Raw genomic sequence first — 24,039 nt, forward strand, 5'->3', positions numbered from 1 at the left:
TCACGTGATGCCATGAGCGAAGAAGAGGTCATCCAGCACCGCCCGGACGCGCTCGTCACCCTCCCGTCGCTGGTCGAGGAGCTCGCGGCGCTGGGCGTCCAGCCCGGCATGACGCTGCTGGTCCACTCGTCGCTGAGCAAGCTCGGCTGGGTCTCGGGCGGGCCAGTCGCGGTGATCCTGGCGCTCGAAGAGATACTGACCTCCGAGGGCACGCTGGTGATGCCGACCCATTCGGCCGGCCTCTCCGACCCGGCGCTGTGGCAGGCTCCTCCGGTGCCCGAGGCGTGGTGGGAGCCGATCCGGCAGACCATGCCGGCCTACGACCCGGACCTCACGCCCACGCGGCAGATGGGCGTGATCCCCGAGACGTTCCGCAAGCAGCGCGGGGTGCGCCGCAGCGCGCACCCGCTGACGTCGTTCGCCGCCTGGGGCCGGCATGCAGAGAGGGTGACGGCGAACCACAGCCTCGCTTACGACCTCGGCGAAGGATCGCCGCTGGCGCGCATCCACGAGCTCGACGGCTGGGTGCTGCTGCTCGGCGTCGGCCACGGCAACAACACCTCGCTCCACCTGGCCGAGCACCGCGCCGACTTCCCGGGCAAGCGGGTCGTGGTGCAGCACGCGCCCATCCTCGTCGACGGGGCGCGCCAGCGGGTCGCCTTCGAGGACATCGCGACCGACGACGGGGATTTCGACCGGATCGGCGCCGATTTCGCGAGGGATACGGGCCTGGAGCGCCGCGGCCGCGTCGGCGCGGCGACCGCACTGCTGATGCCGCAGCGAGCTCTGGTCGACTACGGGATCGGGTGGATGCAGCGCCATCGCAGGTAGGGTCGCCGCGAGCCTCGGGGCACGCGCCCCCGGCGAGGCGAGCGAATCCACACGAGGTTCTGTGCGCAGGCTTGATCGCAAAGGAACACGAGCGCCGCCGACACCGTCTCGCCCGAGTACGGGTGCAGGGGGACCTTGCCCCCTCCGACCTCGTGCAGCGCGGAGCTTTGCCCCGAGCCGCTCGCGGTCCGCTTCCAGTAGTCGGGCGATCCGGATCGATCCGAGGCCAGGGCACGTCCCCAGTACACGGCGGATGGGGTGCCGGTGAGACGCCGGCCGCGTCCCACCCCGGCACCTCACCGGGCCTGCGCAGTTCAGCCCCACCCTGGGTCGGGTCGCGCCGCCGTCGCGGACGGCGGCGCTCCATCCTGGATCGGCCGCGCGACGCCGCGCCGTCGCGAACGCGGACACCGTCGCTCGCGCGGCGTCCTTCCCGTTCCTTCAAGGCCTCCTCGAAGAGGGCAGTCCAGCCATCTCGCCTTGACCTCGATCGCCAGGCGCTCCGCGCTCGGGTCGCTCCTGCCTGCGATGCGGCATCGACGACATTGCCGCGGGCCGGTGGATGGGTCAGGGTTTCGGCGGCGCGCACGGCTGACCCTGCTCGGCGCGGCGCCGGGGCGATGAGGGGATACGTCTTGCCTCGTCACCCCTCCTCGCACGGTCCTCGACAGAGGCCGTCCTGTCCCGCGCATCCATCGCGCGGGCCGGTGCGCTCTCGCGACGCGAGGAGATCGCCGTGGCGAGAAGAGACGTCGATGCGCGCCCTGGACACGCGGTGTCTCTCTGAGGCTCGGATGAACTGAAGGAACTCGAACGACGAGGGGCGGAGCGCCGTCGAGCGTCGAGGCTCGCGAGATCCGCTCATCGCCGGACGGACGAACAGGCCCGCGACTCGCGCCGTCGCGCGAGGGCGCCGGTCCGCTCCGCCTGGCATTCACTCGCGCAGCAGCGAAGGAGGTTTCCTCGTGATCGCTAGAGCTTGTTCTGGCGGCCCGCGCACGCGCGGGCTCGGAGCGATGATCGCCGGCACCCTGATGGGCTTGTCGATGACCGCCGGCTGCTCGGAGGGGCACTTCGAGCCCGAGGGCTCGGGGGGAAGCGAGCCTCAGGGCTCGGCGGGACAGGGGCCTCAGGGCTCGGCGGGACAGGGGCCTCAGGGCTCGGCGGGACAGGGGCCTCAGGGCTCGGGAGGCGCAGATCCCGGACCGGGCTCGTCGCTCGCGGCGGGCGGGTCATCGCCGCCTGTTGCGCCCGGGAGCGGCGAGCCGCCGCCGTCGTATTCGCCGGACGACGGCGAGACGCCCGCGCCGAACGATCCGCCGCCGACCATCGGCTCGCTCCGGGGCGTCCGCGTCCCGGAGCCGGCCAACCTGTCTCACTACGTCAAGGACCGGGAGAAGGCCGTCGCGCTCGGGAAGGCGCTCTTCTGGGACATGCAGGCGGGCAGCGACGGCGTGGCGTGCGCGACATGCCACTTCCACGCGGGCGCGGATCACCGCAAGAGAAACCAGCTCAGCCCCGGGCTCATCCACGTGGACCCCGAGCGGCGCGAGCGGTTCGACTCCCTGGCGTCGGGCTCGAGGGGTGGACCGAACTTCGCGCTCCAGGCGAGCGACTGGCCGCTCTTCCGCCTCGCCGACCCGGATGACCGCGAGTCGGACGTCCTGTTCCAGACCGATGACGTCGTCTCTTCACAAGGCGTGTTCCACGCCCGGTTCAACGCCGTCGTGCGCGGGGACGCGAAGGACGACTGCACGCTGCTGCCGGACATCTTCCAGGTGCAAGGGCTGAACGTGCGGCGCGTCGAGCCGCGGCATACGCCCACGGTGATCAACGCCGCGTTCAACTACCGCAATTTTTGGGACGGACGCGCGAACAACCATTTCAACGGAGTGAACCCCTTCGGCAGGCGAGACCCGGACGCCGCCGTCCACGCCCTGCGCGACGGCGTGCTGGTCCGCGAGGAGGTCGACCTGGACAACGCGAGCCTCGCGTCGCAGGCGGTCGGCCCGCCGCTCAGCCCCTTCGAGATGTCGTGCGAGGGCAGGACGTTCCCCGACATCGGCAGGAAGCTGTTGAAGCTGAGGCCGCTCGCAGGTCAGGGCGTGGACCCCACCGACAGCGTCCTCGGAGCGCTGCGCCATCCGAGCGGAAAGGGGCTCGCGCCTTCCTATCGGGAGCTCATCGAGGGGGCCTTCACGGACGCGTACTGGTGCCCGGACCAGCGCGTCGACGACCGGCCCCTCGTGGAGGCGAACTTCTCGCTGTTCTGGGGCATCGCCATCCAGCTCTACGAGGCCACGCTCGTGTCCGACGACACCCGGTTCGACCGCTTCGCCGACGGGGACAGCGCCGCGCTGAGCGACAAGGAGCGCGCGGGGCTCGCGATCTTCGAGGGCAAGGGCAAGTGCATCAACTGCCATCGTGGCCCCGAGCTCACCGGCGCCGCCACCCACCTGCAGGACGAGGCCGAGGAAGGCGGGTTGATCGAGCGGATGCGGATGGGGGACGGCCGCCCCGCGCTCTACGACAGCGGCTTCTACAACATCGGCGTCCGGCCGACCGAAGAGGACGTGGGTGTCGGAGGCCTCGACCCCTTCGGCAATCCGCTCTCGTTCACGCGGCAAGGCGAGCGCCTCGCCGCAGGCGAGGACGTCCCGGATCCCTTCCGCATCGACCCGGCGTCGTTCGAGGTCCATCCGGGAGCGCCGATCGACAGGCGCGAGCGCGACGCGGTCGACGGCGCCTTCAAGGTCCCGACCCTCCGGAACGTCGGGCTGACAGGCCCCTATTTCCACAACGGCAGCGCCCTGACGCTCGCGCAGGTCGTTGAATTTTACAACCGCGGCGGCAACCGGCGCGACAGGGAGGACGGCGACACGACGGGGTTCGGGCCCAACCGGACGAACCTCGATCCGGACATCCAGCCGCTCGGGCTGACGGACGGTGAGAAGGAGGCGCTGGTGGCGTTCCTGGAGGCGCTCACGGACGAGCGGGTCCGGTTCGAGCAGGCGCCGTTCGATCACCCGCAGCTCTTCGTCGCCGACGGCCACTTCTGGAACGAGTGGACCGCGGTCGACGACGGCACCGGCCGCGCGCGCGAGAAGGTCAAGGAGATCTCGGCAGTCGGGGCCGAGGGGCGCAGGGCGAAGAACCTGCCCGGGCTCGAGCCGTTCAACCCGCTCTGAGCGCCGCGCGCCTCCGCGGTCAGCCACTCCGCCCGCGGGCGGCCCCTCCGCCCGCGCGCGGCGTCCCTTCGCGGGCTCGCGCCGGGAGCATGCTGCCGTCCCGGTCCTGGGCCGGACAGGTCACGGGAGCCCGAGCAGCCCGCTGACCTGATAGGCGACGAACGCGGCGGCGTACGCCGCCGCGTAGCTGTAGGCGAGGACGAACGCCGGCCAGCGCCACGTCTTCGTCTCGCGGCGGATCGCCGCCACGGTGCTCATGCACTGGCAGGCGAGGACGAAGAACGCGAGCAGCGCGATGCCCGTGCGCATCGTGTACGCGGGCGAGCCGTCCGGGCGCTTCGCCTCGCGGATCTGCGCCGCGAGGGGCGCCGGCTCGTCCTCCGCGTCCTCGATGCCGAAGATGATCCCCATCGTCCCGACCATGACCTCGCGCGCGCCGAACGAGCCGATGAGGCTGACGTTGATGCGCCAGTCGAAGCCGAGCGGGGCGGTGATCGGCTCGAGCGACCGCCCGACGCCGCCGGCGATGCTCGACGCGACCGGGGTGGACGCACGCTCGCTCGCGGCGGCCGGCGGCTCCGCGGGCACAGCGCCCGGCATCGGAACCTGGAGCAGCACCCACAGGACGGCCGAGACGGCCAGGATCACGGTCCCGACGTCCCGCATGAACCGCCCCGCTGTCTGCGCCGCCTTGCGGGCGATGAAGCCCAGCTGGGGGGTGCGGTAGGCCGGCATCTCGAGCACCAGCGGCAGCGAGCGCCCGCGGGTCGCCGTGCGGCGGAGCGCGAGCGAGGCGACGAGGCTGGCGAGGATCCCGCAGAAGTAGAGCCCGACGAAGAGCAGCGCCTGCACCCACGCGCCGTACGCGGCGAAGAAGGTGGTCAGGATCAGCGCGTAGGTAGGGATGCGGGCGGAGCAGGTCATCAGCGGCAGCACGAGGATCGCCGTGAGGCGCTCGCGCGGGTCGCGGATGATGCGCGTCGCGTGCACCGCGGGGACGGCGCACGCGTGCCCCATCAGGAGGGGGAGGAACGACCGGCCGCTCAGACCGAGCACCTGGAGCAGCCGGTCGACGAGGAACGCGCCGCGCGCGAGGTACCCGCTCGCCTCGAGCAGCTCCATCGCGACGGTGAGGATCACGATCTGCGGCATGAAGGCGAGCACCGTCCCCGCGCCGCCGAGCAGCCCGTCCACGAAGAACGAGGCGATGAGCCCGCCGCCGAGCGCGCCGGACACGGCGCTCCCGAGCTGGCCGAGCGCCGCGTCGAGCACCTCGGTGACCGGGGAGGCGACAAGGAACACGGCGGCGAAGCAGAGCGCCATGAGCGCCAGGAACAGGAAAGGACCGGCCACCGGGTGGAGCAGCACGGCGTCCGCGCGCGCGGTGAACGTCCGCCTCCGCTCGGCGGCGGCGTCGCGGACGGCGCCGTCGACGTACGCGGCGCGCGCGACGGCGTCCGGGTCCCACACCGGCGGCTCGGCGCCCGGCGCCGGCGCCGTGAGGCGCGCGCGGATCGCCTCGAGGACGGTGCCGCGCGCGCCAGGGTCCCTGGCGCTCACGAGCAGGACGGGCAGGCCGACGGCGCGCTCGATGGCGCCGAGATCGAGCGCGCGGCCCTCGCCCTCGAGCACGTCGCGCTGCGTGGCCACGAGGAGCGGCGCGAGCCCGCGCCGCACGAGCTCGCGCGTGAGCCGCAGGCCGAGCGCGAGCTGCGTCGCGTCCAGCACCTGGACCACGAGGCTCGCGCGCCCGCCCTCGCGGGCGCGGTCGAGGAAGCGGCGCGCGACGCCCTCGTCGGTCGCAGGGTCGACGACGGACTCGATGGAGTAGAGCCCGGGCAGATCGGCGACCGTCACGACCGCTCCGCCGGAGAGGCGGACGTCGGTGGTGAGGATGTCGACGGTGATGCCGGGGAAGTTGCCGACGTGCGCGCTCCCGCCGGTCAGGCGGTTGAAGAGCGACGACTTGCCCGAGTTCGGCCGCCCGAGCAGCACGACGAGCGGCTGCCCGGCGCTGCCCTGCAGGAGGACCGGGCGCGCCGGGGGCGCGCCGGCGCAGTGGGAGGTCACGCGCGTCGCCCCTGCGGGGTCACGGGCGCGACCAGGATCGAGCGCGCGAGCGCCGCGTCGATCGCGAACTCGCCGCCCGAGCCTGCGCGCACGTGGATGGGGCCGCCGAACGCGGCCCGCCTCAGCACCGTGAGCGTCTGGCCGGGGCCGATCCCCATGGCCTCGAGCCACCCGGCGAGGTCGGCCTCGAGGCTCACCTCGACCACGAGCGCCGGGTCGCCGGCGCGCAAGGCCGCGAGCTGGCCCGCGGTCGTCGCGGCGCGCTCCTCGCGTTGCGGGGCGGCCACGCCCGCCGGAGCCAGCGGTGACGAGAGGAGCGGGTTCTTGGGAGACGAGACGTCCGAGGTCATCGCCATAGATGATATTGAAAACCTAGTTCAATTGCCATCTTCCTGTGACCCCATCGGGCGAAAGACAGCGGCGCACGGCATCGCCTCGGTCTGCGCGCGCCGCTCGGCCCAGCACGTCGCGAACGCCGCCGGAGCCCGCTCGCTGACGTGGTGGATCTCCGTGATCTCCAGCGGGAAGCTGCACCCCGTCTCCACGTCGAAGCGCACGAAGCGCCAGAGCTGCACGTCCGCGGTCCCGCCGCGCTCCTCGAGCGCCAGCGCACGCTGAGCCGTGACATATCTCCGCGATCCCGACCTGGGTCGGGTAGCACCACCGGGACTGTGCTCGCCGCGCCGAGTTCGACCGAGTCCGGCACGACGCCAATGTCGGAAGTATCGACCGCGCGGAGCTCCGCCCACGCGTCGCTCCGCGCGCACGTCACGACGCGCGCCCCCACTGTCGGCCCGGAGCCGTCGGCGGCGGCGCGGACCACGACGCCGGCCGCGTCCCACCCCGGCACCTCGCCGGGCTTGCGCAGTTCCGGGAGGAGCGCGACCTCTCCGAAGTTCAGCGAGATCGCGTGGACCTCCACGAGCGCCTGCGACGGCGCTGGATCCGGAGTCGACACGTGCGCAAAGCGGAGCCCTCGCGGCTGGCTGGGGTCAGACACAAGTGCACGCATGGTGTTCTTCATGCCTCCTGCCGGCACCGTGAGGCCGGCACCGCGGGCATTCACGTGATCGGACAGGGCGCGCGGCGCGTGAAGCCGCTCGAGGAGATGCCGCTCGAGGAGATCGGCGACCGGGTGTTCGAGATGCGCGCCCCCCCGCGTCGCGCGCCGCGGAGCCCTGACGGGATAGCGCCGGCGCCGATTTCGCGAGGGATACGGGCCTGGAGCGCCGCGGCCGCGTCGGCGCGGCGACCGCACTGCTGATGCCGCAGCGGGCGCTCGTGGACTACGGGGTCGGGTGGATGCAGCGAAACCGCAGATAGCCCTCGCCACACGAGGAGCGGTCAGGACGCCGCCGGATCGCCCCACAGAGAGTCGATCGCCCGCGCCGGCCGCCTCACGCCTGTGTGCGCTAGAAGTGCGAGATCGCTCGCAGCCCGCGCACCGCGTCCACGAAGCCGAAGCCCGTGTCGAAGTCGAAGCCAGCGGCTCCGGGCACCGGCTGGGGACCGATCTCGCCCTCGAAATTCCGCAGCCGCATGTCGTCCGCGGTGAGCCTCAGCGCCGCATAGATCTGAGACGGCGAGAGGTGCTCGCGTTTGTCGAGCATCAGGGCGGCGACGGCCGCGACGTGCGGCGCGGACGCCGAGGTGCCGAAGAAGTTCGGGAACCCGTCCGGCTCGGTGGTGCCAGGGATCGGCATTGTGAGGTCGGCGACGAAGAACGTCGTATTGCCGCCGTCCGGTCCTGTCACGCCGGGCTTCAGCCGCACTTGCGGGAACGAGAGACGCTCGCCGCGCTCACCGAACAGGACGGGCGTCCCGCCCGCTGCCGAGAAGAACTCAAGGCATGCGGGCACACACGCTGGTTCGAGCGGGCTGCCCCACTCCTCCGTGTCGAACCACGCCGCCGCGCCGACCGCCTCGGCGCCAGCGGCGTTCGCATGGCCGTAGATCGTGGAGCTCCGCGTGTCGAACTCCTCGACACTGAAGGTGCCGGCCCGGTCAAACCACACGTATTTCATGAGCCCCGGCGCCGGACCGGCGACCAGCTCCAGGCCGAGCTGGAGATCCAGCGCCTCGTCAGATCCGTTGATGATCGCCGCGACCTCGACCGCATCGCCGCCGATGTTGTCGGCCACGCCTGCCAGCTGGCAGACATCCTGCGAACCATCCAGCGTGCACTCTTCCAGTGGGTCGCCGTTCGTGTCGTAGAAGATCACGTCCATGTCGCTCCGCGATCCGCGCACGCCGTTCGCCGAGATCGAGGGCTGATCCCAGTTGAACGCCACCACGGTCGTCGCGCCCGCGCTCACCGAGACGCGCTGCAGATCGTCGACGCCCCCACCCGGCTGAAAGTCGTGGCGCCGCCCGCCGGACAGACCGCGTCGTCCAGAGTTGCGAAACTTCGACTGATACGAGTGGCGTTCTCCGTTACCCGCCGAAGAGAAATACGCCACGCCCCGCTTGACCACCTCGTCCACCGCGTCGGCGACGATCCCGTCCTCGAACATGGGCTCGGCAAAATAAATGATATCATCGACGATGACGTCCGCGCCATCCTCCGCGAGCGCGACGATCCCGTCGGCGAAGTCCTCCACGCTGACCGCCGCGGTGTAGAAGGACAGGCCCGCTCCCGGCGCGACATCGTGGATGATCTGCATCATGGCGCGCCCTTCATCGGTGCACTCGTCGTTCGGCTCATCGTGCAGATCCTTCAGGACGTGGATATCCGACGGCAGGTCGCCACTGACGATGTCGTCCGCGTCTCGGCATCACCTGAGTGCGGGTGCGTCGCCACGGCTCGCTGCAGCGCGAGCAGATGGGGCCCCAGCTTCGCGCCCGGCCCCGACGTCACGTCGAGCTTGAGCTGCTGCAGCTCCAGCAGGGCCTGCCGCGATTCCATCGTTTCTTCATCGTCGATGAGCTCATCTACACACCCCACCAGGGCCATCGATAGAGCCCAGACAGAGATCCCCCAAAGCTTCATCCTGCCCTCCTTGACCGGCTCGACACGCAAGGCACGCAAGACACGCATTGAATCGAGCCCCCGCCCAGAGAATTGATGTTCGCCCAGGGCAGCCCAGATACCGCTGCGACAGCAACGGATTCACGAATCCTCCCCGAGGTAGCCCACCATACGACCTCTTCCCCTTTTCGCAACGAGCATCCTTGATTTTCAGGACAGTATGGCCGGCGCGGATTCCGCTGATCCTCGGCGCAGTCCCCTTGAATCTGAACATCAGGGCGCGCGCGTGCCTTGGGCGCATGACGTCCTGAACGATGTCGCGGGATGCGCTCATGACTCGCGACGTGTCCTGGGAGCGTGGGCAGGCGCCCGCCGCGCGAGGGGGCTGACCTCTCGCGCTCAGGGATCGCGCCGGTCGCCGAGCTCCTCGGCGAGGTACGGTCGAAGCCGAAGAAGTCGGCGCGGGAGAGATCCGCCGGAGAGGTCGGGTTGCCGATGTGCTCGAGGTAGGCCGGGCTGGCGTAGAGGCGCGCGTGCCGGTCGGCGACCTTCCGAGCGATGTCGAACGCTCACCGAGCGTCCGATGACGGAACCAGGGACGAACTTGGCGCCGGGCGATGCCCGGCGGAGTAGCCCCTTGTCGGGGATCGCCCGTCAGCGGTCGACGCGGTAAACCGAATCTCTCCCCACCACGAAGACGTGGCTCTCGTTGGCCGCGAGCCACGCGGCGTCGGAGAACCCGACCGCTGTCCGGCGAGCGCCCGTGCCGTTCGTCTGGACCTGCCACAGCTCGACGCAGCCAAAGCCTTGAAGCCAGTAGACCGTATCACCGCTCACCGCGATCGCAGCGGGCCTGTCGTCCGAGCTCGAGGCATCGAGGAGGACGTCGATGGCGGCTGCGCCGTCGCGCCACTGGTTGATCGTGCCGAGGCTGGTGTCGGCCCAGAAGACGCTCGCGCCGGCCGCCGCCATCGGCCCGCCGAAGAACACGTCCGCGAGCGGATCACGGGCGCCGCCGTCGCGCGCCACGCGCTCGAGCTGGGTCGTCTCGAAGTCGAGCCAGTACAGCGCGTCGTCGTGGCTGATCATGCCGAGCGGGTGGCCGCTCGGCACCAGCGCCTCGGGGGCGCCGCCGCCGGCCAGAGGGACCTTCCATATCGCCTGCGGCTCGCTCTGATCGTAATAAACGTTCGTGGCGTCGAGCGTGAGCACGCCGGGAAGACGAATGTTCTCCGCGAGCACAGCCGAGGTGCTCAGGCTCATCGCCGGCGCGGCGAGCAGGCGCACGCTGTCCGGCGAGCCCTGCTCTTCGGTCCAGACCATGGTGTCGCCGAACATGGCTTTCCGTCCGTTGGGCAACGTCCCGAGCACCTCCACGGAGCCGCCGGTGATCGGCACGCGCAGAAGCTGCTCCCCCGAGCTGAAGTAGACGTGGCTGTCCGAGAGCGCGTGCCCTTCGCCGAAGGCGAAGACGTCATCCGTCTGGAACAGCGCCACAGCGCCGTGAGGGCCGACCTCATCGGGCTGGAGGTCGAGGTACTCGCACTCGCCTGCTCCGCCTCCGCCCTGCGCGCCGGCGCCGGCGCTCCCGCCTTCCCCTTGCGCGCCTCCTTCGCCCGCGTTCCCGCCCGATCCACCCGGTGGGTCAACAGCATCGGACCCGCAACCCACCAGGACCAGCGCCATCATCACGGCGCCCGCAGCCACTGCCGTCGTCTGCGCTACCCTGTGCATCATCACCTCGCTCGCCGTGTTCTACGGGCAGCCCATCGGGGCTCTTCCCTCGCGCCCTGGCGAGGACCACGCTACGCTCTCGTCCTGGGCCAGCACCGTGAGCGCGCACAGGTAGGCGTCCACCGCGCGGAACTTCCCCTCCCCCACCCCGCGCCCCACGATCGCGGCCACGGCCTCGGTCAGCGCGCGCCGCTCGGCCCAGTACGTCGCGAATGCCGCCGGATCCCGCTCGCTGTGATGTTCATGTACAAGCACGAGCACGGCCGAGTCGGCACGCGCCTCGACGTCAACGTCGGCTGGAGCTTGGCAGCCGCGTGCGTTGAGGAGGCTTACCAGATCATAGCACCGAACCGCCGCGCCACGAAGCGCGGGGCCAACCCCTCCTGCGATGGTCCGCGGACCCGATCCGGCTGCTAAAAAGATGACGTGACGCCGCCGTAAAAAACGGCTGCGTCACGGAAGCTATATTCGACCATCAGACTGGGTCCGGAGCGACGGATCCATTTTCTTTCGAATTGATAGCCCAACCTAACACCAATGTACGGCTCACCAGACAACATCTCGTAACCCACCAAAGGCGCGAACATCCACAAGCAACTCTCATCAAATCGATGAGAACCATTAAACGTACACAAACCGTTAAACGCCAGATCACCACGCAAACGGAGTAAATCATTCAAATTCGCATCCGACGGCCTACCAAAAAATTTCCTGCCGTACAGAAGCGAGCACGACATCGACAGCTGAACCAGCTCCTCAAGAAACAGGGCATAAACGCCCATCGTAAATCCACCACCAAACCCTGCCTCGCTAATGTCCGTACCCGCGGTGAGATAACCAAAAAATCCCGCGCTCGGCACCGGCGCCCGTGCACGAACGGACAAGCGCACAGGCCGCGTCTGCACACCTGCTATATCGACGCCGTGGACGTCATATGCTTCGATCTGCTTTCGTGCTGAATCCAATGTTCGTGCGAATCCACCGCTGTCCAACGCGAAGGTCGCTGCGGGCTTCTCCTGAAGCATCGGTATAAATCGATAGACTCGCTCACCCTCCACACGCCGGAGCCGAACCTGCTCGACAGCCTTCACCTGATAAGCTAACTTTGATCGCTCCTGGAGGGCGATTTCGCTACACTTCATGGACCAATCATCAAGCGCGGGAGAGTCGATTTTCTCGCGCCTCCACATCTCTGCCATCCGCTTATACAAATTCAGGCAAAAAGGTTCGACCAAAGACAACGAGGGACCAAAAGCCGAATACCGAGTCACCTCCAACCGAGGATTAGTCGAGAGAATATTGTACCCGAGCAGATCACCCTGCTCGTCGAGCACGCGACCTAACACACGAGTCGATTCGGTGGCATATTCGCTCAAGGCGGCCGATGCGCCGAGCTTCTTCAGACGCGCGCGCACAGCGCGCCCGAACTCGAGGATCGCCGCCGGCGACACGGTGTACAACCCGCCGAACGCCTCCTTCCAGGCGCTATCAGCGTTTGTGCTTGCGGGGATAAAAGGGAAATAGCGCGGCTCGCGGAGCTTCGCTTCGATGGTTCGGACGGCAGCAACACCATAGTCCTCGTTGCTCCGCACGAGCATCGATCCGGCCTTGACGAGGAACTGCTCCCGCGACGCGACACGCATCTCCTTGCCGAACGCCTTCACGTTGGCCGCGACCGTGCAGGATCCAGTGCTCAGCACCTGACCGCTCGTCGAGCGCGCTCGGCGGTCCGCCCACGCGATGCCCTCCCTCTCTCCGACCTTAGGACTCGCCGGGCTGTCGCTGCCACTGCACGATCCCTCCCACGTGTGGGTGACGTCGCGCGCGCTGCTCCAGACGTTCTCACCCACATCGAGCTCGACGTCGACTGACTCGCCCAGCATGACGCAATTACTGGCTCCCTGGTCGAGGCAGCGCGCCTTCGGCGGCACGCCGACGCGGAGCCTCACGTTCAGGAATGAGTCGATGGGAAGAAACCGGACGCCTATCGAACGCGCCGTGTTGCGGGAACTGTCGAGCACGCGTACATATTCGGCCTCCTTGACGTCGCTCGTCGAGCGATCGATGAAGGCCCGCTGCGCGCGCATCTCACCGCTCATCGGTCCGCCGATCCACTCCAAGCGTAAGAGGACGTACGTGTCTTGCGGAGTGGGTACATCCTCGTCCCGACCGAAGCACCGATGCTCCTGCTTGTGCATGAGACCCGACAGCGCGGCTAGGGCGTCGGCGTTGGCGCTGCCGTTCGTGACGACATTCTCGATGACCTTCCCGGCGATCGTGGAGAGATCCGGCGCGTAGCGATACACTGACACTGAACGAAATTTTGAGCGTGTTGCGTCGTCGGCCTTGATGAGCTCGCACAGCTCGCGAAGGTATCGCTCTGGAATCGCGCTCTGAGTGCCTTCGGCCGTCATGTAAAGGCGGGGAAGCGCGGGAGAGACCCCGTCGGCACCTGTGGCTGGGATCGCAAAAAGGAGGACAAATGCCCCAACAAGGAGCGCGATGGTGGGCATCATTCGCACGTCCACTGCTGTTGCTGCTTCGCCGTCGTGACGCGGCTCTGCCGGTCTTCTGGAGTCGCGCTCCCTGGGATGACGAACTGACGGCTGTATCGGATCGTTCTCCCGGGGCATCTACATACAAGGAGCCAAACATTCGTCTGACTTGGCTGTTCGACCGTAGCCTCGACACACTTTTCCGAGGTAGCGACCTCGGGAGCCTCTGTCTTCGCTCTGCCAGAGGCCATGGGCGTTCTTGCTCCGCTCTTGTCTGTGCGGGGGGGCAAAGCCGGCGCTGCGGCCGCGCTGGAGGGCGACGGAGGCGACACGCTCTCGGCTGAGATCTGAGCAGTGCTCGGCGACGGAGGCTCTGGCAGCGTGAGCGACGGCGGGCGCGCCTCCAGCACATCACCGCTGCCGTCGCGTCGCGCCGCCCACTTCGCGGCGACGGGCACCGCCAGCGCGATCCCGAGGAGGAGCGCCCACAGCGGCCATCGTGACGCGATCTTCGCGATGAGCTCAGAATCCAAGAGAGACGATCTCGGGTGTATTCCTTCCGCCTTCCTTGCGGCGGCCGGGGGTGCCGCTATCGCTTGCTGCGGACTGGCTGACGGCAGGACCGTCCTCGTCTCCTTGCGCTCCTCGGATGATCGGGGCGCTCGATTGGGGAAGAGTTGGTGGTTGGCGGGATCTCCGGTGCGCTGGATCGGTGAGTGGATCTCCGGGCGTACCGCTGTCCCCGGGTAGCGAGCCAGGATCTCGGCCGTGATCGCGTCACCCAGCTCCCGTAGCGTCAGGAGTGGAGGCTTGTCAGGAATTCCTCTTTCGAGCACATCGATTAGCATCCCGGAGAACATCGTGTACCTCTCGCCCGGTGGGACGAGCGCGGCGTGGCTTCGCGAGGAGGCGTTGAGGAGGGCGACCCCGGTCGAGAGCTCCTCCGCCCTGACTGCGATAAGGTCGGCGACCGGTCCTTGAAAATAGGCGACGGCTCGACCGGCAAAGCAGCAATCGAAGATGAGATAGACACGCTTCTTCGACTTTATTGACTTATCGAGCGTACGCGCCAGGTCTTTGACCTGAAGACCCGTGACGTGCTTGTGATCGGCATCAGTCTGCCGTAGAGCGAGGAAGTACTCCTGCGAATCGATAAAACCGCCATGACCGACATAGTACACCAAAACATCCGAATACGGCGGCGCCCCGTTCAGGTAGGTGCGCAACCGCACACAGATCTCGTTCGGTGTTAAATCAACGTCAAATTCGTCGAGTATACATCGACAAAATCGCCTTAGGTGCTCGACGACTGCCGCCTTCGTCGCCGCGAAGACGGGACCCAACTCCTCGGAATCAATGTCGGGAGCGCGCGAGAAGCGGCTCGCGCCCAAGACGACTCCGAGCACCGTACTGGAGTCAACCCCTTTGATGATCACAAGGTTGGGCTGGTCGCTCTGCTGGGGCAGCATCAACGCTTCCTTGCGACTTTGCCTTTCTTGGAGACATCGGTCTCGCCCCTCAGCGCGGCGGCTACGCGCTCGACGTCCAGCGACTCTGCTGCCTTTCCTGTCGCGACGACCTCATTCCCATCAACCTTGATGATGCACACCGTGGATCCGTCGTTTCGATTTCGCAAATACGCGGCAATCCCTTGTGCGATCGCGACGGCAGCTGGCGCGCCCAACACGAGAGCGATCGTTGCACCAAAATCGAGAGTATTCTTAGTCTCCTTGACGATGCTGATGACCTCCTCTGGCCCGGCCACCTCTTCAAGGGCGGCCTTGAGATCCATGGCGGCGAGGTTTGCCTCGGCCTGCTCGATGCCCTCGAAACGAATGATGAATTTGCGCACCTCGTCCATCGACTAGTCCTTCTTGGAGGGAGCTCGATCGAGCTGCTGACGACTGCCCCAAAGCCATAAGAATATCGATCCTTGGCCATGGAGTCAATGCCAAGGTCGGGCGGACAGGACGCGAGGACGCGTGAAGCCGCTCGAGGAGATCGGCGACCGGGGATTCGACATGCGCGCCGGTGGCGCCGGGTCGCGCACGATCCTCGTGTGCTGTAGCGTGGGGGTTCGCCCAGCCCGCCGTGAATACGCTCCTTGAGCTGATGCCTCCGCTGCTCGTCGTGCGGGGCGGCGGCACGCGGGACGCGGTGCTGCCGAGCCTCCTCGATGCGTTGGATGCGTTGGCAGACGAGGTGCTCAACCGGCGCGTCGACGCCGCGACGGTGATGACGCGCCTCGCCGACGTGGTGCTCACGAGGGTCATCTGCGCGTGTGTCGAGTCGCGCAGCGAGGACACGGACGCCTGGTTCGCCGCGGTCCAAGACCCGCAGATCGGCCGCGCGCCCGCCTCGAGCCACCGGCGTCTGGGCGAGCCTTGGTCGGTGGAGTCGCTCGCCGACGTCGCGAGGGTGTCGCGCTTCAACCTGTCGGAGCGCTTCGCGTCGGTGGTCGGCGTGCCGCCGGCGCGCTGGCGCATGCACGTCGCGAGCGGCTGGCTGCGTGACGACCGCGTTACCGTCGCCGAGGCGGCCGTGCGGCTAGGCGACGACTCCGAGGCGGCCTTCAGACGCGCCTTCGCGCCTTCAGGCGATTCTCGGGTGTGCCGCCGAGCGCCGTGCGGCGGCAGGGGCGCGACGAGGGCTCCGGGTCTTGCGCGCCAAGGCCCTCTGACGGGGACGGCGCGACCGCCAGGGAGGCCCGACGCAGCGCTCACATACAGCCGCAGCTCAGCGGCTATCCTCCGCGGCGGCCTTCTTCCGGAGCGCCGCGAGCCGCGACGGCCGCGCCAGGAGCCCGCCGACCGTCTGGTCCGCGACGAGCTCCGCGACCTGCGCCGTCCCGTACCCCAGCGCCGCCGGATCGCTCGCGGCGAGCGGGTGGACCCGCCCCGAGCCCTCCGGCCGATACCAGTTCTGCACGCTCTCGTCCTGGGCCAGCACCGTGAGCGCGCACAGGTAAGCGTCCACCGCGCGGAACTTCCCCTCCCCCACCCCGCGCCCCACGATCGCGGCCACGGCCTCGGTCAGCGCGCGCCGCTCGGCCCAGTACGTCGCGAACGCCGCCGGATCCCGCTCGCTGAAGCGGTGGATCTCCGTGATCTCCAGCGGGAAGCCGCACACCGTCTCCACGTCGAAGCGCACGAAGCGCCAGAGCTGCACGTCCGCCGTCCCGCCGCTCTCCTCGAGCGCCCGCGCATAGGAGAGCGGCAGCCGGTTCACCTGCTGCAGGATCTCCGCGACGATCAGCTCCTTGCGCCGGTACCAGTAGTACAGCGACGACTGCCGGAGCCCCGCCGCCTCCGCGATCTCGAGCATCGACACCTCGACGACCCCCCGCTCCGCGAAGAGCCGGCCCGCCGCCGCCAGGATCTGCTCGCGCGGCGCGAGCTCGCTGCGCTGCGGCGCCTTGCGCGGCCGGCCCATGCGGCGCGGGCTCCCCTCGGCCTTCTGCCTGCCTTCGGCGCTCTGCTCGCCTCCGGCGCTCTGAGCGGGGGGCATGTCGGTCTTCATCATCATCCCGGAGTGGCCTTGTCGCCGTCGCGCTCGTGAATCCGCGCTCGCGTCCCTGCGCCATCCGCTCTTCCAGTGCGGTGCTCGCACGTCAACACGCGAAGAATACAAACCGCCAAGGCGCCAAGGACGCCAAGAAGAGATTTTTTGGGTTTGCTTGATGCCCGGCGGTCTTGTTCACCCGGGTTGGGGGACCGATCCCGGCGCCCGGGAAAAAAAGCGCGCGCCCTGCATTTCACCCCCGGGAAACAGACCGGAAACCCGGCCCCCGGATAGTCGCCTCGTTGTTTCGATTCTCTATCGAAAGTGAGGCGGGCGATGTCTGAAACGGCCACAACGTACGCCGCGCGCGCGCACGCGCGCGCCCAGGAAGGCAGCGTCGTCGAGACGCAACCCACGGTGCCGAGCACGTCGATCGGCGATCCGCCCGCAGGGGTGGAGGCGCGCGACGTCCTCTGGGACGAGACCCTCGGCGCCGGCGGCTACGCCGCGCGCGCCCTCCCCGCCGGCAGCCGGATCCGGCTCGTCGATATCGAGGGCGATACCTGCGTCGCGCTCATGCTCCACCGCGCGGACCGCCCCATCGAGCGGCTCTGCCTCCCCGACACGGTGAAGCTCCAGTGGCAGGCCTATCCCGGCCCCGGCTACCTGCTCATCTCGGACATGGGGCGCGTCCTCGCGTCCCTCCTCGAGGACACCGCCGGCCACCACGACACCTTCTGCGGCACCTCGCTCCCGGCCGAGATCGCCGCCCGCCACGGCAGCGACGCCCACGGCGGCGCCCTGCGCTCCGGCCGCGAGCGGCTCCTCCTCGCCCTCGCCAAGCACGGCCTCGCCGAGCGGGACCTGCCCACGCCCATCAACCTCTTCAAGGGCGTCCGCATCGAGGCCGACGGCGCGATCACCTTCCTGCCCGACTCGTCCCGCCCGGGCGCCCACGTGCTCCTCCGCGCCGAGCAGGATGTGCTCTTCAGCGTCGCCGTCGTGCCGCACCGGCTCGACCCGCGCCCCGCCTACCGCGCCGGCAAGGTCCGCCTCACCGCCTGGCGCGGCCGCCCCGCCGCCGCCGACGACCCGGTGCGGACCGCCACGCCCGAGGCGCGCCGCGCCTTCGAGAACACCGCCGAGGAGCTCGCCCTCGCCGTCCGGACGGGAGGCGCGCGATGATCCCCGCCGTACCCGCCGCGTGGCTCAAGCCGGTCGCGGCCCTGAACGACGCCGCCCTCGCCGGGCTCTCCGGCTCGCTCGTCTCCGACGAGGTCGTCCCCGCGCGCGCGCCGTGGGCGAAGGTCGTCCGCGCCGGCGAGGTCCTGCGCATCATCGACCTCGAGGGCAACCAGGCCGTCGACTTCCTCGCCTACGTCCTCGCCGACACGGCCGAGCGCTACAGCGCCGCCGAGACCATCGTCGCCCAGCGCAACATCTTCCTCACCACCGGCGCGCAGCTCCGCTCGAACCGCGGCCGCACGATGATGACCCTCACCGGCGACACATGCGGCCGGCACGACACCTCGGGCGGCGCCTGCTCGTGCGAGTCGAACACCGTCCGCTACGGCCACCACACCAAGCACCAGCACGCCTGCGTCGAGAACTTCCTCATGGCCACCGCGCCGTACGGCCTCGGCAAGCGCGACCTCGTCGGCAACATCAACTGGTTCATGAACGTGCCCGTCGAGGCCGACGGCACCCTCGGCATCGTCGACGGCCTCTCCGCGCCCGGAAAGCACGTCGACCTCAGGGCCGAGCTCGATCTGCTGCTGCTCGTCTCGAACTGCCCGCAGATCAACAACCCCTGCAACGCCTTCAACCCGACGCCGATCCGCGCCGTGGTGGTGCGTCCATGAGCGCCGCCGCCCCGCCGTTCCGGCGCGTCCTCGTCGCCAACCGCGGCGAGATCGCGTGCCGGATCATCCGCACCCTCCGGCGCCTCGGCGTCGCGTCGGTCGCCGTGTTCTCCGACGCCGACCGCGCCGCGCTCCACGTGCGCCTCGCCGACAGCGCCGTCCGCCTCGGCGGCCAGACGCCCGCCGAGAGCTACCTGCGCATCGACGCCGTGGTCGACGCCGCCCGCGAAGCCGGCGCCGACGCCGTGCACCCGGGTTACGGATTCCTGAGCGAATCCGAGGACTTCGCCCGCGCGGTGGAGGGCGCGGGGCTCGCGTTCATCGGGCCGACTCCGGCCCAGATGGAGGCGTTCGGGAGCAAGCACCGGGCGCGCGAGATCGCCGTCGAGGCGGGCGTGCCGCTCCTGCCGGGCACCGGCGTGCTCCGGGACGCGGAGCACGCCGCCGCCGAGGCCGCGGCCATCGGCTACCCCGTGCTGCTCAAGGCGAGCGCCGGCGGCGGCGGCATCGGCATGGCCCGCTGCGACGAGCCGGCGGAGCTCCCCGCCGCGTTCGAGCGCGTGCAGCGCCTCGCCCGCTCGAACTTCGGCTCGGGCGAGGTGTTCCTGGAGCGCTTCCTCGCCGCGCCCCGGCACGTCGAGGTCCAGATCGCCGGCGACGGCCGCGGGAACGTCCTCGTCCTCGGCGACCGCGACTGCTCGGTGCAGCGGCGCAACCAGAAGGTCATCGAGGAGGCGCCCGCGCCCGACCTGCCGGCCGCGCTGCGCCGCGCCCTCGCCGAGTCGGCGCGCGCGCTCGCCGCGAAGGTCGCCTACCGCAACGTGGGCACGGTCGAGTTCCTGGTCGATCCGGCCCGCGCGGAGCACTACTTCCTCGAGGTCAACACGCGCCTCCAGGTCGAGCACGGCGTGACCGAGCTCTGCACCGGCGTCGACCTCGTGGCGTGGATGCTGCGCATCGCCGCGGGCGACACGGCGTTCTTCGCCGGCGGCGACCCGCCGCTCCGCGGCCACGCGATCGAGGCCCGGCTCTACGCCGAGGACCCGGCGCGCGGGTTCCTGCCGAGCGCGGGGCTGCTCACCGAGGTGAGCTACCCCGAGGGCGAGGGCGTGCGGGTCGACGGGTGGGTCGAGACGGGGACCGAGGTGTCGGCGCTCTACGACCCCCTCCTGGCCAAGCTCCTCGTGCGCGGCGCGGACAGGGCCGCCGCCGTCGCGGCGCTGCGCGACGCCGTCGGGGAGACCCGGCTCGGCGGGATCGAGACCAACCGGGAGTGGGTCGCGGCCGCGCTCGACCACCCGGACTTCCGCGAGGTCCGCCACCACACGGGCACGTTCGCGGCGCTGCCGTTCCGGCCGCCGACGGTCGAGGTGACCGCGGCGCCGGGCGCCGTGACGGTGCAGGACTGGCCCGGGCGGCTCGGGCTGTGGTCGGTCGGCGTGCCGCCGAGCGGGCCCATGGACGACCTGTCCTTCCGCCTCGGCAACCGCGTCGTGGGCAACCCGGCCGGCGCCGCGGGGCTCGAGTGCGAGGTGCACGGGCCGACGCTCGTGTTCCACCGGCGCGCGGTCGTGTGCGTCTCGGGCGCCGCGATGCGCGTGCTGGTCGACGGGGTCGAGGTAGCGCCGTGGACGCCGGTCGAGGTCGCGCCGGGCGCCACCGTGGCCTGCGGGCCGGTGCGGGGGCCGGGCGCGCGCGCGTACCTGCTGCTCCGCGGCGGCGTCGACGTGCCGGCGCACCTCGGCAGCCGCGCCACGTTCACCCTCGGCGGCTTCGGCGGCCACGCCGGCAGGCCGCTGCGCCCCGGCGACGTGCTGCGCCTCGGCGAGGAGACCGACCCCGCGCTCGCCCCCGGCGCGCTGCCGCCCGAGGCGCGGCCGGAGATCGTCAAGGCGTGGGAGCTCGCCGTGCTCGACGGGCCGCACGGGGCGCCGGACTTCCTCACGCGCGAGGGGATCGAGCAGCTCTACGAGGCCGAGTGGGAGGTCCACTACCACTCGGCCCGCACCGGCGTCCGCCTCGTCGGGCCCGCGCCGAGGTGGGCGCGCACCGACGGCGGCGAGGCGGGGCTGCACCCCTCGAACCTGCACGACAACGCCTACGGGATCGGCGCGGTCGACCTCACCGGCGACATGCCCGTCATCCTCGGCCCCGACGGCCCGAGCCTCGGCGGCTTCGTCTGTCCGCTGACGGTCGCCGCGGCCGAGCGGTGGAAGCTCGGCCAGCTGAGCGCCGGGGACAGGGTGCGGTTCCGGTCGATCGTGCCCGCGGAGGCGGACGCGCTGGCGCGGAGGACCGACGCGCTCGTGGCGCGGCGCGGGCTCGCGGGCGGCGCGGACGGCGTCGCGGCGGACCGCGCGCAGCTCGCGCATACCGCGAACGGCGCCAGCGGCGCGAGCAACGGCGTCGCGGCGAGCCACACGCCCCTCGCGGCGCCGAGCGCCCCGCGACGGCCGCGCGGCGAGCCGGTGATCGGCCGCGTGCCGGCGCGCGACGACCGGCCCGCTGTCGTCTTCCGCCAGAGCGGCGACCGCTACGTGCTCGTCGAGTTCGGCCCGCCGGTGCTCGACATCGACCTGCGCGTGCGCGCGCACCTGCTCATGAGCCGGCTCGAGGAGCTGCGCGTGCCCGGCGTCGTCGACCTCACCCCCGGCATCCGCTCGCTCCAGGTGCACGTCGACGGCGCGAAGCTCACCGTGCCGAGGGCGCTCGACCTGCTCCGCGAGGTCGAGGCCGACCTGCCCGCCCCGACAGAGGTCCGGATCCCGAGCCGCGTCGTGCACATGCCGCTCAGCTGGGACGACCCGGCGACCCGCGAGGCGATCGCGCGCTACGAGCGCACGGTCCGCGACGACGCGCCCTGGTGCCCGAGCAACCTGGAGTTCATCCGCCGGGTCAACGGCCTGCCGGACATCGACGCGGTCCAGGAGCTCTTCCTCGCGGCGAGCTACCTCGTGCTCGGCCTCGGCGACGTGTACCTCGGCGCGCCGGTCGCGACGCCGCTCGACCCGCGCCACCGGATGGTCACCACCAAGTACAACCCGGCGCGCACCTGGACGCCCGAGAACGCCGTCGGCATCGGCGGCGCGTACCTGTGCATCTACGGGATGGAGGGCCCGGGCGGGTACCAGTTCCTCGGGCGCACGGTGCCGGTCTGGAGCCGCCACCGGCCGTTCCGGCAGACGACGCGCGAGGCGCCGTGGCTCCTGCGCTTCTTCGACCAGCTGCGCTTCCACCTCGTGTCGCCGGAGGAGCTGCTCGAGCTCCGCGCCGACATGGTGGCCGGGCGCGGCGAGGTGCGCATCGAGGAGACGACGTTCGACCTGGGCGCGCACCACCGGTTCCTCGCGGACAACGCGGAGGGCATCCGCGCGGCGCAGGCGCGGCAGCGGGCGGCGTTCGACGCCGAGCGCGGCCGCTGGGAGGCGGACGGCGAGTTCGACCGCGTGCGCCGCGCGGGCGCCCGCCTCGAGGTCGCCTCGCCCGCCGCAGACGACGCGATCCCGGCCGGGATGCTGCCGGTGACGGCGCCGCTGACCGCGTGCGTGTGGAAGGTCGACGTGGCGCCGGGGCAGCGCGTCGAGGCGGGCCAGCGCGTGGCCGTGCTCGAGGCGATGAAGATGGAGTTCGCCGTGGTGGCCGACGTGGCCGGAGCGGTCGACTGGATCGGCTGCCGGCCGGGCCAGATGGTCAGCGCGGGCCAGCCGCTCGTGGGGGTGTCGGCCCATGCTTGACCCGATCTCGACAGGGGCCCCGCGCAGCGACGCCGAGGACCTCGCCCGCCTGGGCTACCGGCAGGAGCTGCGGCGGGACCTGGGCAGCCTGTCGGCCTTCGCCGCGGGCTTCTCGTACGTCTCGATCCTCACGACCGTCTTCCAGCTGTTCGTGATCGGGTACGCCTTCGGGGGCACCCGGTTCTTCTGGACCTGGCCGGTGGTCTTCCTCGGCCAGCTCGCCGTCGCGCTCAACCTCGCCGAGGTGGGCTCGCACTACCCCGTGGCGGGCTCGGTGTACCAGTGGGGGCGCCGCGTCGCGCCCGGCTTCCCCGGGTGGCTCGCGGGCTGGCTGAAGCTCCTCGGCGACGTCGTGAGCGTGGCGGCGGCGGCCATCGCGCTGCAGGCGATCTTGCCGAGCGTCTGGGGCGGCTTCCAGCTGCTCGGGGGCGACCCGTCGCTCACGTCGCGCGACGGCGCGGCGAACGCCGTGCTGCTCGGCGCGGGGCTCATCGTGCTGACGACGGCGATCAACATGGCCGGGGTGAAGGCCATGGCCTACGTCAACGACGTCGGCGTGATGGCGGAGCTCGGCGGCGTGGTCCTGCTGATCGGGGCGCTGTTCGTGCACGCGGTGCGGGGCCCCGACGTGGTGCTCGAGCCCGTGCACGGGCCGACGTCGTCGCTCGGCACGGGGGTGGCCGGCCTGCTCGCGGCCGCGCTGATGCCGGCGTACGTGCTGTACGGCTTCGACTCGGCCGGGTCGTTGGCCGAGGAGACGCGCGACCCTCGGCGGATCATCCCGCGGGCGATCCTGAAGGCGATCGTGGCCTCCGGGGTGGGCGGGGCGCTGCTCATCCTGGCGGCGCTGATGGCGGCGCCGAGCCTCACGGACGGCCGCCTCTCCACGGACGGCCTCGCGTACGTGGTCGTGAGCGCCCTCGGCCCGACGGTGGGCAAGGTCTTCCTCGTCGACGTGGCGCTGGCCGTGTGCGTCTGCACGCTGGCGATCCAGACCGGCGCCTCGCGCCTGGCCTTCTCGATGGCGCGCGACGGGGCGCTGCCGTGCGCGCCGGCGCTGGCGCGCGTGTCGGCGCGGACGAAGACGCCCGTCGCCCCGGCGATCGTGGTCGGCGCGCTCGCGTGCGGCATGCTCGTCGTGAACTACGGCGAGGCGCAGCTCTTCGTGCTCATCACCGAGACGGCCGTGCTCCTCGTGAACCTCTCGTACCTGCTCGTGACGGCGGGGATGCTCCTCCGCCGCCTGCGCGGGTGGCCGGGCCGCCCGGAGGCGGCGTCCGGGGTGTTCTCCCTCGGGCGGGCCGGGCTCGCGCTGAACGTCGCGGCCGTGGCGTGGGGGGTCGCGCTCATCGTCAACATCGCGTGGCCGCGGCACGACGGCGGCGGGGCCGCGTGGCTCTCGTACGTCCCCGTGCTCGGGGTCGCCGGCGCCGCGGTCGCCGGGCTCGGGCTGTTCGTCGCGATGCAGAGGCCGAGCGGGGAGCAGGATGCAATCAGCCGGCCGCGGGAAAGCTCGGTGTCAATGATGTCTTGAGGCTCCCGATCTGGACGTGCCGCTCCGGAGCGATCGGTTCACAGGCCGCGGCGTGCCGATGGCCGTTGCGGCCGGGGCGCGTAACGACTCAGTCCGCCATAGATCCTTCCCCGCGACGGAGA

At 70.5% G+C, this 24,039-nt stretch carries 17 protein-coding genes and 2 pseudogenes; 7 read left to right on the forward strand and 12 right to left on the reverse strand.

What is annotated here, in order from left to right; genetic code table 11:
* Positions 1-12 precede the first annotated feature (12 nt).
* Both WME89_RS31790 and WME89_RS31795 read left to right on the forward strand, forming a co-directional pair.
* Positions 13-831: an aminoglycoside N(3)-acetyltransferase gene (locus WME89_RS31790; protein ID WP_438003426.1), complete on the forward strand. Its 819-nt coding sequence runs from the start codon at positions 13-15 to the stop codon at positions 829-831.
* A gap of 965 nt (positions 832-1,796) precedes the next feature.
* Positions 1,797-4,019, forward strand: a complete 2,223-nt coding sequence (locus WME89_RS31795) for a cytochrome c peroxidase (protein WP_438003427.1) — start codon at positions 1,797-1,799, stop codon at positions 4,017-4,019.
* 120 nt (positions 4,020-4,139) lie between these two features.
* On the opposite strand, the gene feoB is transcribed toward WME89_RS31795, so the two are convergent.
* The 4 genes and pseudogenes from feoB to WME89_RS31815 all read right to left on the reverse strand — a co-directional run.
* The gene (gene feoB, locus WME89_RS31800; RefSeq protein WP_438003428.1) at positions 4,140-6,089 is read right to left on the reverse strand and encodes a ferrous iron transporter B; all 1,950 of its coding nucleotides are present in this window, start codon (positions 6,087-6,089) and stop codon (positions 4,140-4,142) included.
* On the reverse strand, positions 6,086-6,445 hold the full coding sequence (locus tag WME89_RS31805) for a FeoA family protein (protein WP_437302600.1): 360 nt from the start codon (positions 6,443-6,445) through the stop codon (positions 6,086-6,088). The genes feoB and WME89_RS31805 overlap by 4 nt, the downstream gene beginning before the upstream one ends.
* A 21-nt stretch (positions 6,446-6,466) precedes the next feature.
* On the reverse strand, positions 6,467-6,664 hold the full coding sequence (locus WME89_RS31810; RefSeq protein ID WP_438012089.1) for a hypothetical protein: 198 nt from the start codon (positions 6,662-6,664) through the stop codon (positions 6,467-6,469).
* A 194-nt stretch (positions 6,665-6,858) separates the two neighbouring features.
* Positions 6,859-7,113, reverse strand: a pseudogene (locus WME89_RS31815) (alcohol dehydrogenase catalytic domain-containing protein); the annotation flags it as partial.
* A gap of 179 nt (positions 7,114-7,292) precedes the next feature.
* Between WME89_RS31815 and WME89_RS31820 the strand changes: the two are divergent.
* A pseudogene (locus WME89_RS31820) lies at positions 7,293-7,412 on the forward strand (aminoglycoside N(3)-acetyltransferase); the annotation flags it as partial.
* Positions 7,413-7,501: 89 nt separating this feature from the next.
* Here the strand turns inward: WME89_RS31820 and WME89_RS31825 are convergent.
* The 8 genes from WME89_RS31825 to WME89_RS31860 all read right to left on the reverse strand — a co-directional run bounded on the left by WME89_RS31825 (position 7,502) and on the right by WME89_RS31860 (position 16,793).
* Positions 7,502-8,755 (reverse strand): S8 family peptidase, encoded by a 1,254-nt coding sequence (locus WME89_RS31825; protein ID WP_438003429.1) that lies wholly within the window; start codon positions 8,753-8,755, stop codon positions 7,502-7,504.
* A 50-nt stretch (positions 8,756-8,805) separates the two neighbouring features.
* Positions 8,806-9,078, reverse strand: a complete 273-nt coding sequence (locus WME89_RS31830; protein ID WP_438003430.1) for a hypothetical protein — start codon at positions 9,076-9,078, stop codon at positions 8,806-8,808.
* A 633-nt stretch (positions 9,079-9,711) separates the two neighbouring features.
* Positions 9,712-10,794, reverse strand: a complete 1,083-nt coding sequence (locus WME89_RS31835) for a hypothetical protein (RefSeq protein WP_438003431.1) — start codon at positions 10,792-10,794, stop codon at positions 9,712-9,714.
* Between the two features lie 18 nt (positions 10,795-10,812).
* Positions 10,813-11,052, reverse strand: a complete 240-nt coding sequence (locus WME89_RS31840; protein ID WP_438003432.1) for a hypothetical protein — start codon at positions 11,050-11,052, stop codon at positions 10,813-10,815.
* A gap of 152 nt (positions 11,053-11,204) precedes the next feature.
* Positions 11,205-13,307 carry a hypothetical protein gene (locus WME89_RS31845; protein ID WP_438003433.1) on the reverse strand — a complete coding sequence of 701 codons (2,103 nt, stop codon included), beginning with the start codon at positions 13,305-13,307 and terminating at the stop codon, positions 11,205-11,207.
* Positions 13,304-14,755 (reverse strand): hypothetical protein, encoded by a 1,452-nt coding sequence (locus WME89_RS31850; RefSeq protein ID WP_438003434.1) that lies wholly within the window; start codon positions 14,753-14,755, stop codon positions 13,304-13,306. Before WME89_RS31850 ends, WME89_RS31845 begins: the two co-directional genes overlap by 4 nt.
* The gene (locus tag WME89_RS31855) at positions 14,755-15,147 is read right to left on the reverse strand and encodes an effector-associated constant component EACC1 (RefSeq protein ID WP_438003435.1); all 393 of its coding nucleotides are present in this window, start codon (positions 15,145-15,147) and stop codon (positions 14,755-14,757) included. The genes WME89_RS31850 and WME89_RS31855 overlap by 1 nt, the downstream gene beginning before the upstream one ends.
* A gap of 875 nt (positions 15,148-16,022) precedes the next feature.
* Positions 16,023-16,793, reverse strand: coding sequence for a TetR/AcrR family transcriptional regulator (locus WME89_RS31860; protein WP_438003436.1), 771 nt, complete (start codon positions 16,791-16,793; stop codon positions 16,023-16,025).
* Between the two features lie 330 nt (positions 16,794-17,123).
* On the opposite strand from WME89_RS31860, the gene WME89_RS31865 reads away from it, so the two are divergent.
* Genes WME89_RS31865 through WME89_RS31880 form a run of 4 tightly spaced genes read left to right on the forward strand, consistent with a single transcriptional unit; the run spans position 17,124 to position 23,917 of the window.
* Positions 17,124-17,972, forward strand: a complete 849-nt coding sequence (locus WME89_RS31865; protein ID WP_438003437.1) for an urea amidolyase associated protein UAAP1 — start codon at positions 17,124-17,126, stop codon at positions 17,970-17,972.
* Positions 17,969-18,649 (forward strand): urea amidolyase associated protein UAAP2, encoded by a 681-nt coding sequence (locus WME89_RS31870; RefSeq protein ID WP_438003438.1) that lies wholly within the window; start codon positions 17,969-17,971, stop codon positions 18,647-18,649. Before WME89_RS31865 ends, WME89_RS31870 begins: the two co-directional genes overlap by 4 nt.
* On the forward strand, positions 18,646-22,383 hold the full coding sequence (uca, locus tag WME89_RS31875; protein WP_438003439.1) for an urea carboxylase: 3,738 nt from the start codon (positions 18,646-18,648) through the stop codon (positions 22,381-22,383). The genes WME89_RS31870 and uca overlap by 4 nt, the downstream gene beginning before the upstream one ends.
* Complete coding sequence (locus tag WME89_RS31880) at positions 22,376-23,917, forward strand: amino acid permease (protein ID WP_438003440.1); 1,542 nt, start codon at positions 22,376-22,378, stop codon at positions 23,915-23,917. The genes uca and WME89_RS31880 overlap by 8 nt, the downstream gene beginning before the upstream one ends.
* Positions 23,918-24,039 lie beyond the last annotated feature (122 nt).

It is taken from the genome of Sorangium sp. So ce321, from assembly GCF_051530195.1.
Classification (GTDB): Bacteria; Myxococcota_A; Polyangia; order Polyangiales; family Polyangiaceae; genus Sorangium.

Excerpts from the sequence above, each read along its gene's own strand:
- WME89_RS31790 (WP_438003426.1), top strand. The coding sequence starts at position 13 with ATGAGCGAAGAAGAGGTCATCCAGCACCGCCCGGACGCGCTCGTCACC.
- WME89_RS31805 (WP_437302600.1), bottom strand. The coding sequence starts at position 6,445 with ATGGCGATGACCTCGGACGTCTCGTCTCCCAAGAACCCGCTCCTCTCG.
- WME89_RS31825 (WP_438003429.1), bottom strand. The coding sequence starts at position 8,755 with ATGATGCAGATCATCCACGATGTCGCGCCGGGAGCGGGCCTGTCCTTC.
- WME89_RS31830 (WP_438003430.1), bottom strand. The coding sequence starts at position 9,078 with ATGAAGCTTTGGGGGATCTCTGTCTGGGCTCTATCGATGGCCCTGGTG.
- WME89_RS31835 (WP_438003431.1), bottom strand. The coding sequence starts at position 10,794 with ATGATGCACAGGGTAGCGCAGACGACGGCAGTGGCTGCGGGCGCCGTG.
- WME89_RS31845 (WP_438003433.1), bottom strand. The coding sequence starts at position 13,307 with ATGATGCCCACCATCGCGCTCCTTGTTGGGGCATTTGTCCTCCTTTTT.
- WME89_RS31850 (WP_438003434.1), bottom strand. The coding sequence starts at position 14,755 with ATGCTGCCCCAGCAGAGCGACCAGCCCAACCTTGTGATCATCAAAGGG.
- WME89_RS31855 (WP_438003435.1), bottom strand. The coding sequence starts at position 15,147 with ATGGACGAGGTGCGCAAATTCATCATTCGTTTCGAGGGCATCGAGCAG.
- WME89_RS31860 (WP_438003436.1), bottom strand. The coding sequence starts at position 16,793 with ATGCCCCCCGCTCAGAGCGCCGGAGGCGAGCAGAGCGCCGAAGGCAGG.
- WME89_RS31865 (WP_438003437.1), top strand. The coding sequence starts at position 17,124 with ATGTCTGAAACGGCCACAACGTACGCCGCGCGCGCGCACGCGCGCGCC.
- WME89_RS31870 (WP_438003438.1), top strand. The coding sequence starts at position 17,969 with ATGATCCCCGCCGTACCCGCCGCGTGGCTCAAGCCGGTCGCGGCCCTG.
- uca (WP_438003439.1), top strand. The coding sequence starts at position 18,646 with ATGAGCGCCGCCGCCCCGCCGTTCCGGCGCGTCCTCGTCGCCAACCGC.
- WME89_RS31880 (WP_438003440.1), top strand. The coding sequence starts at position 22,376 with ATGCTTGACCCGATCTCGACAGGGGCCCCGCGCAGCGACGCCGAGGAC.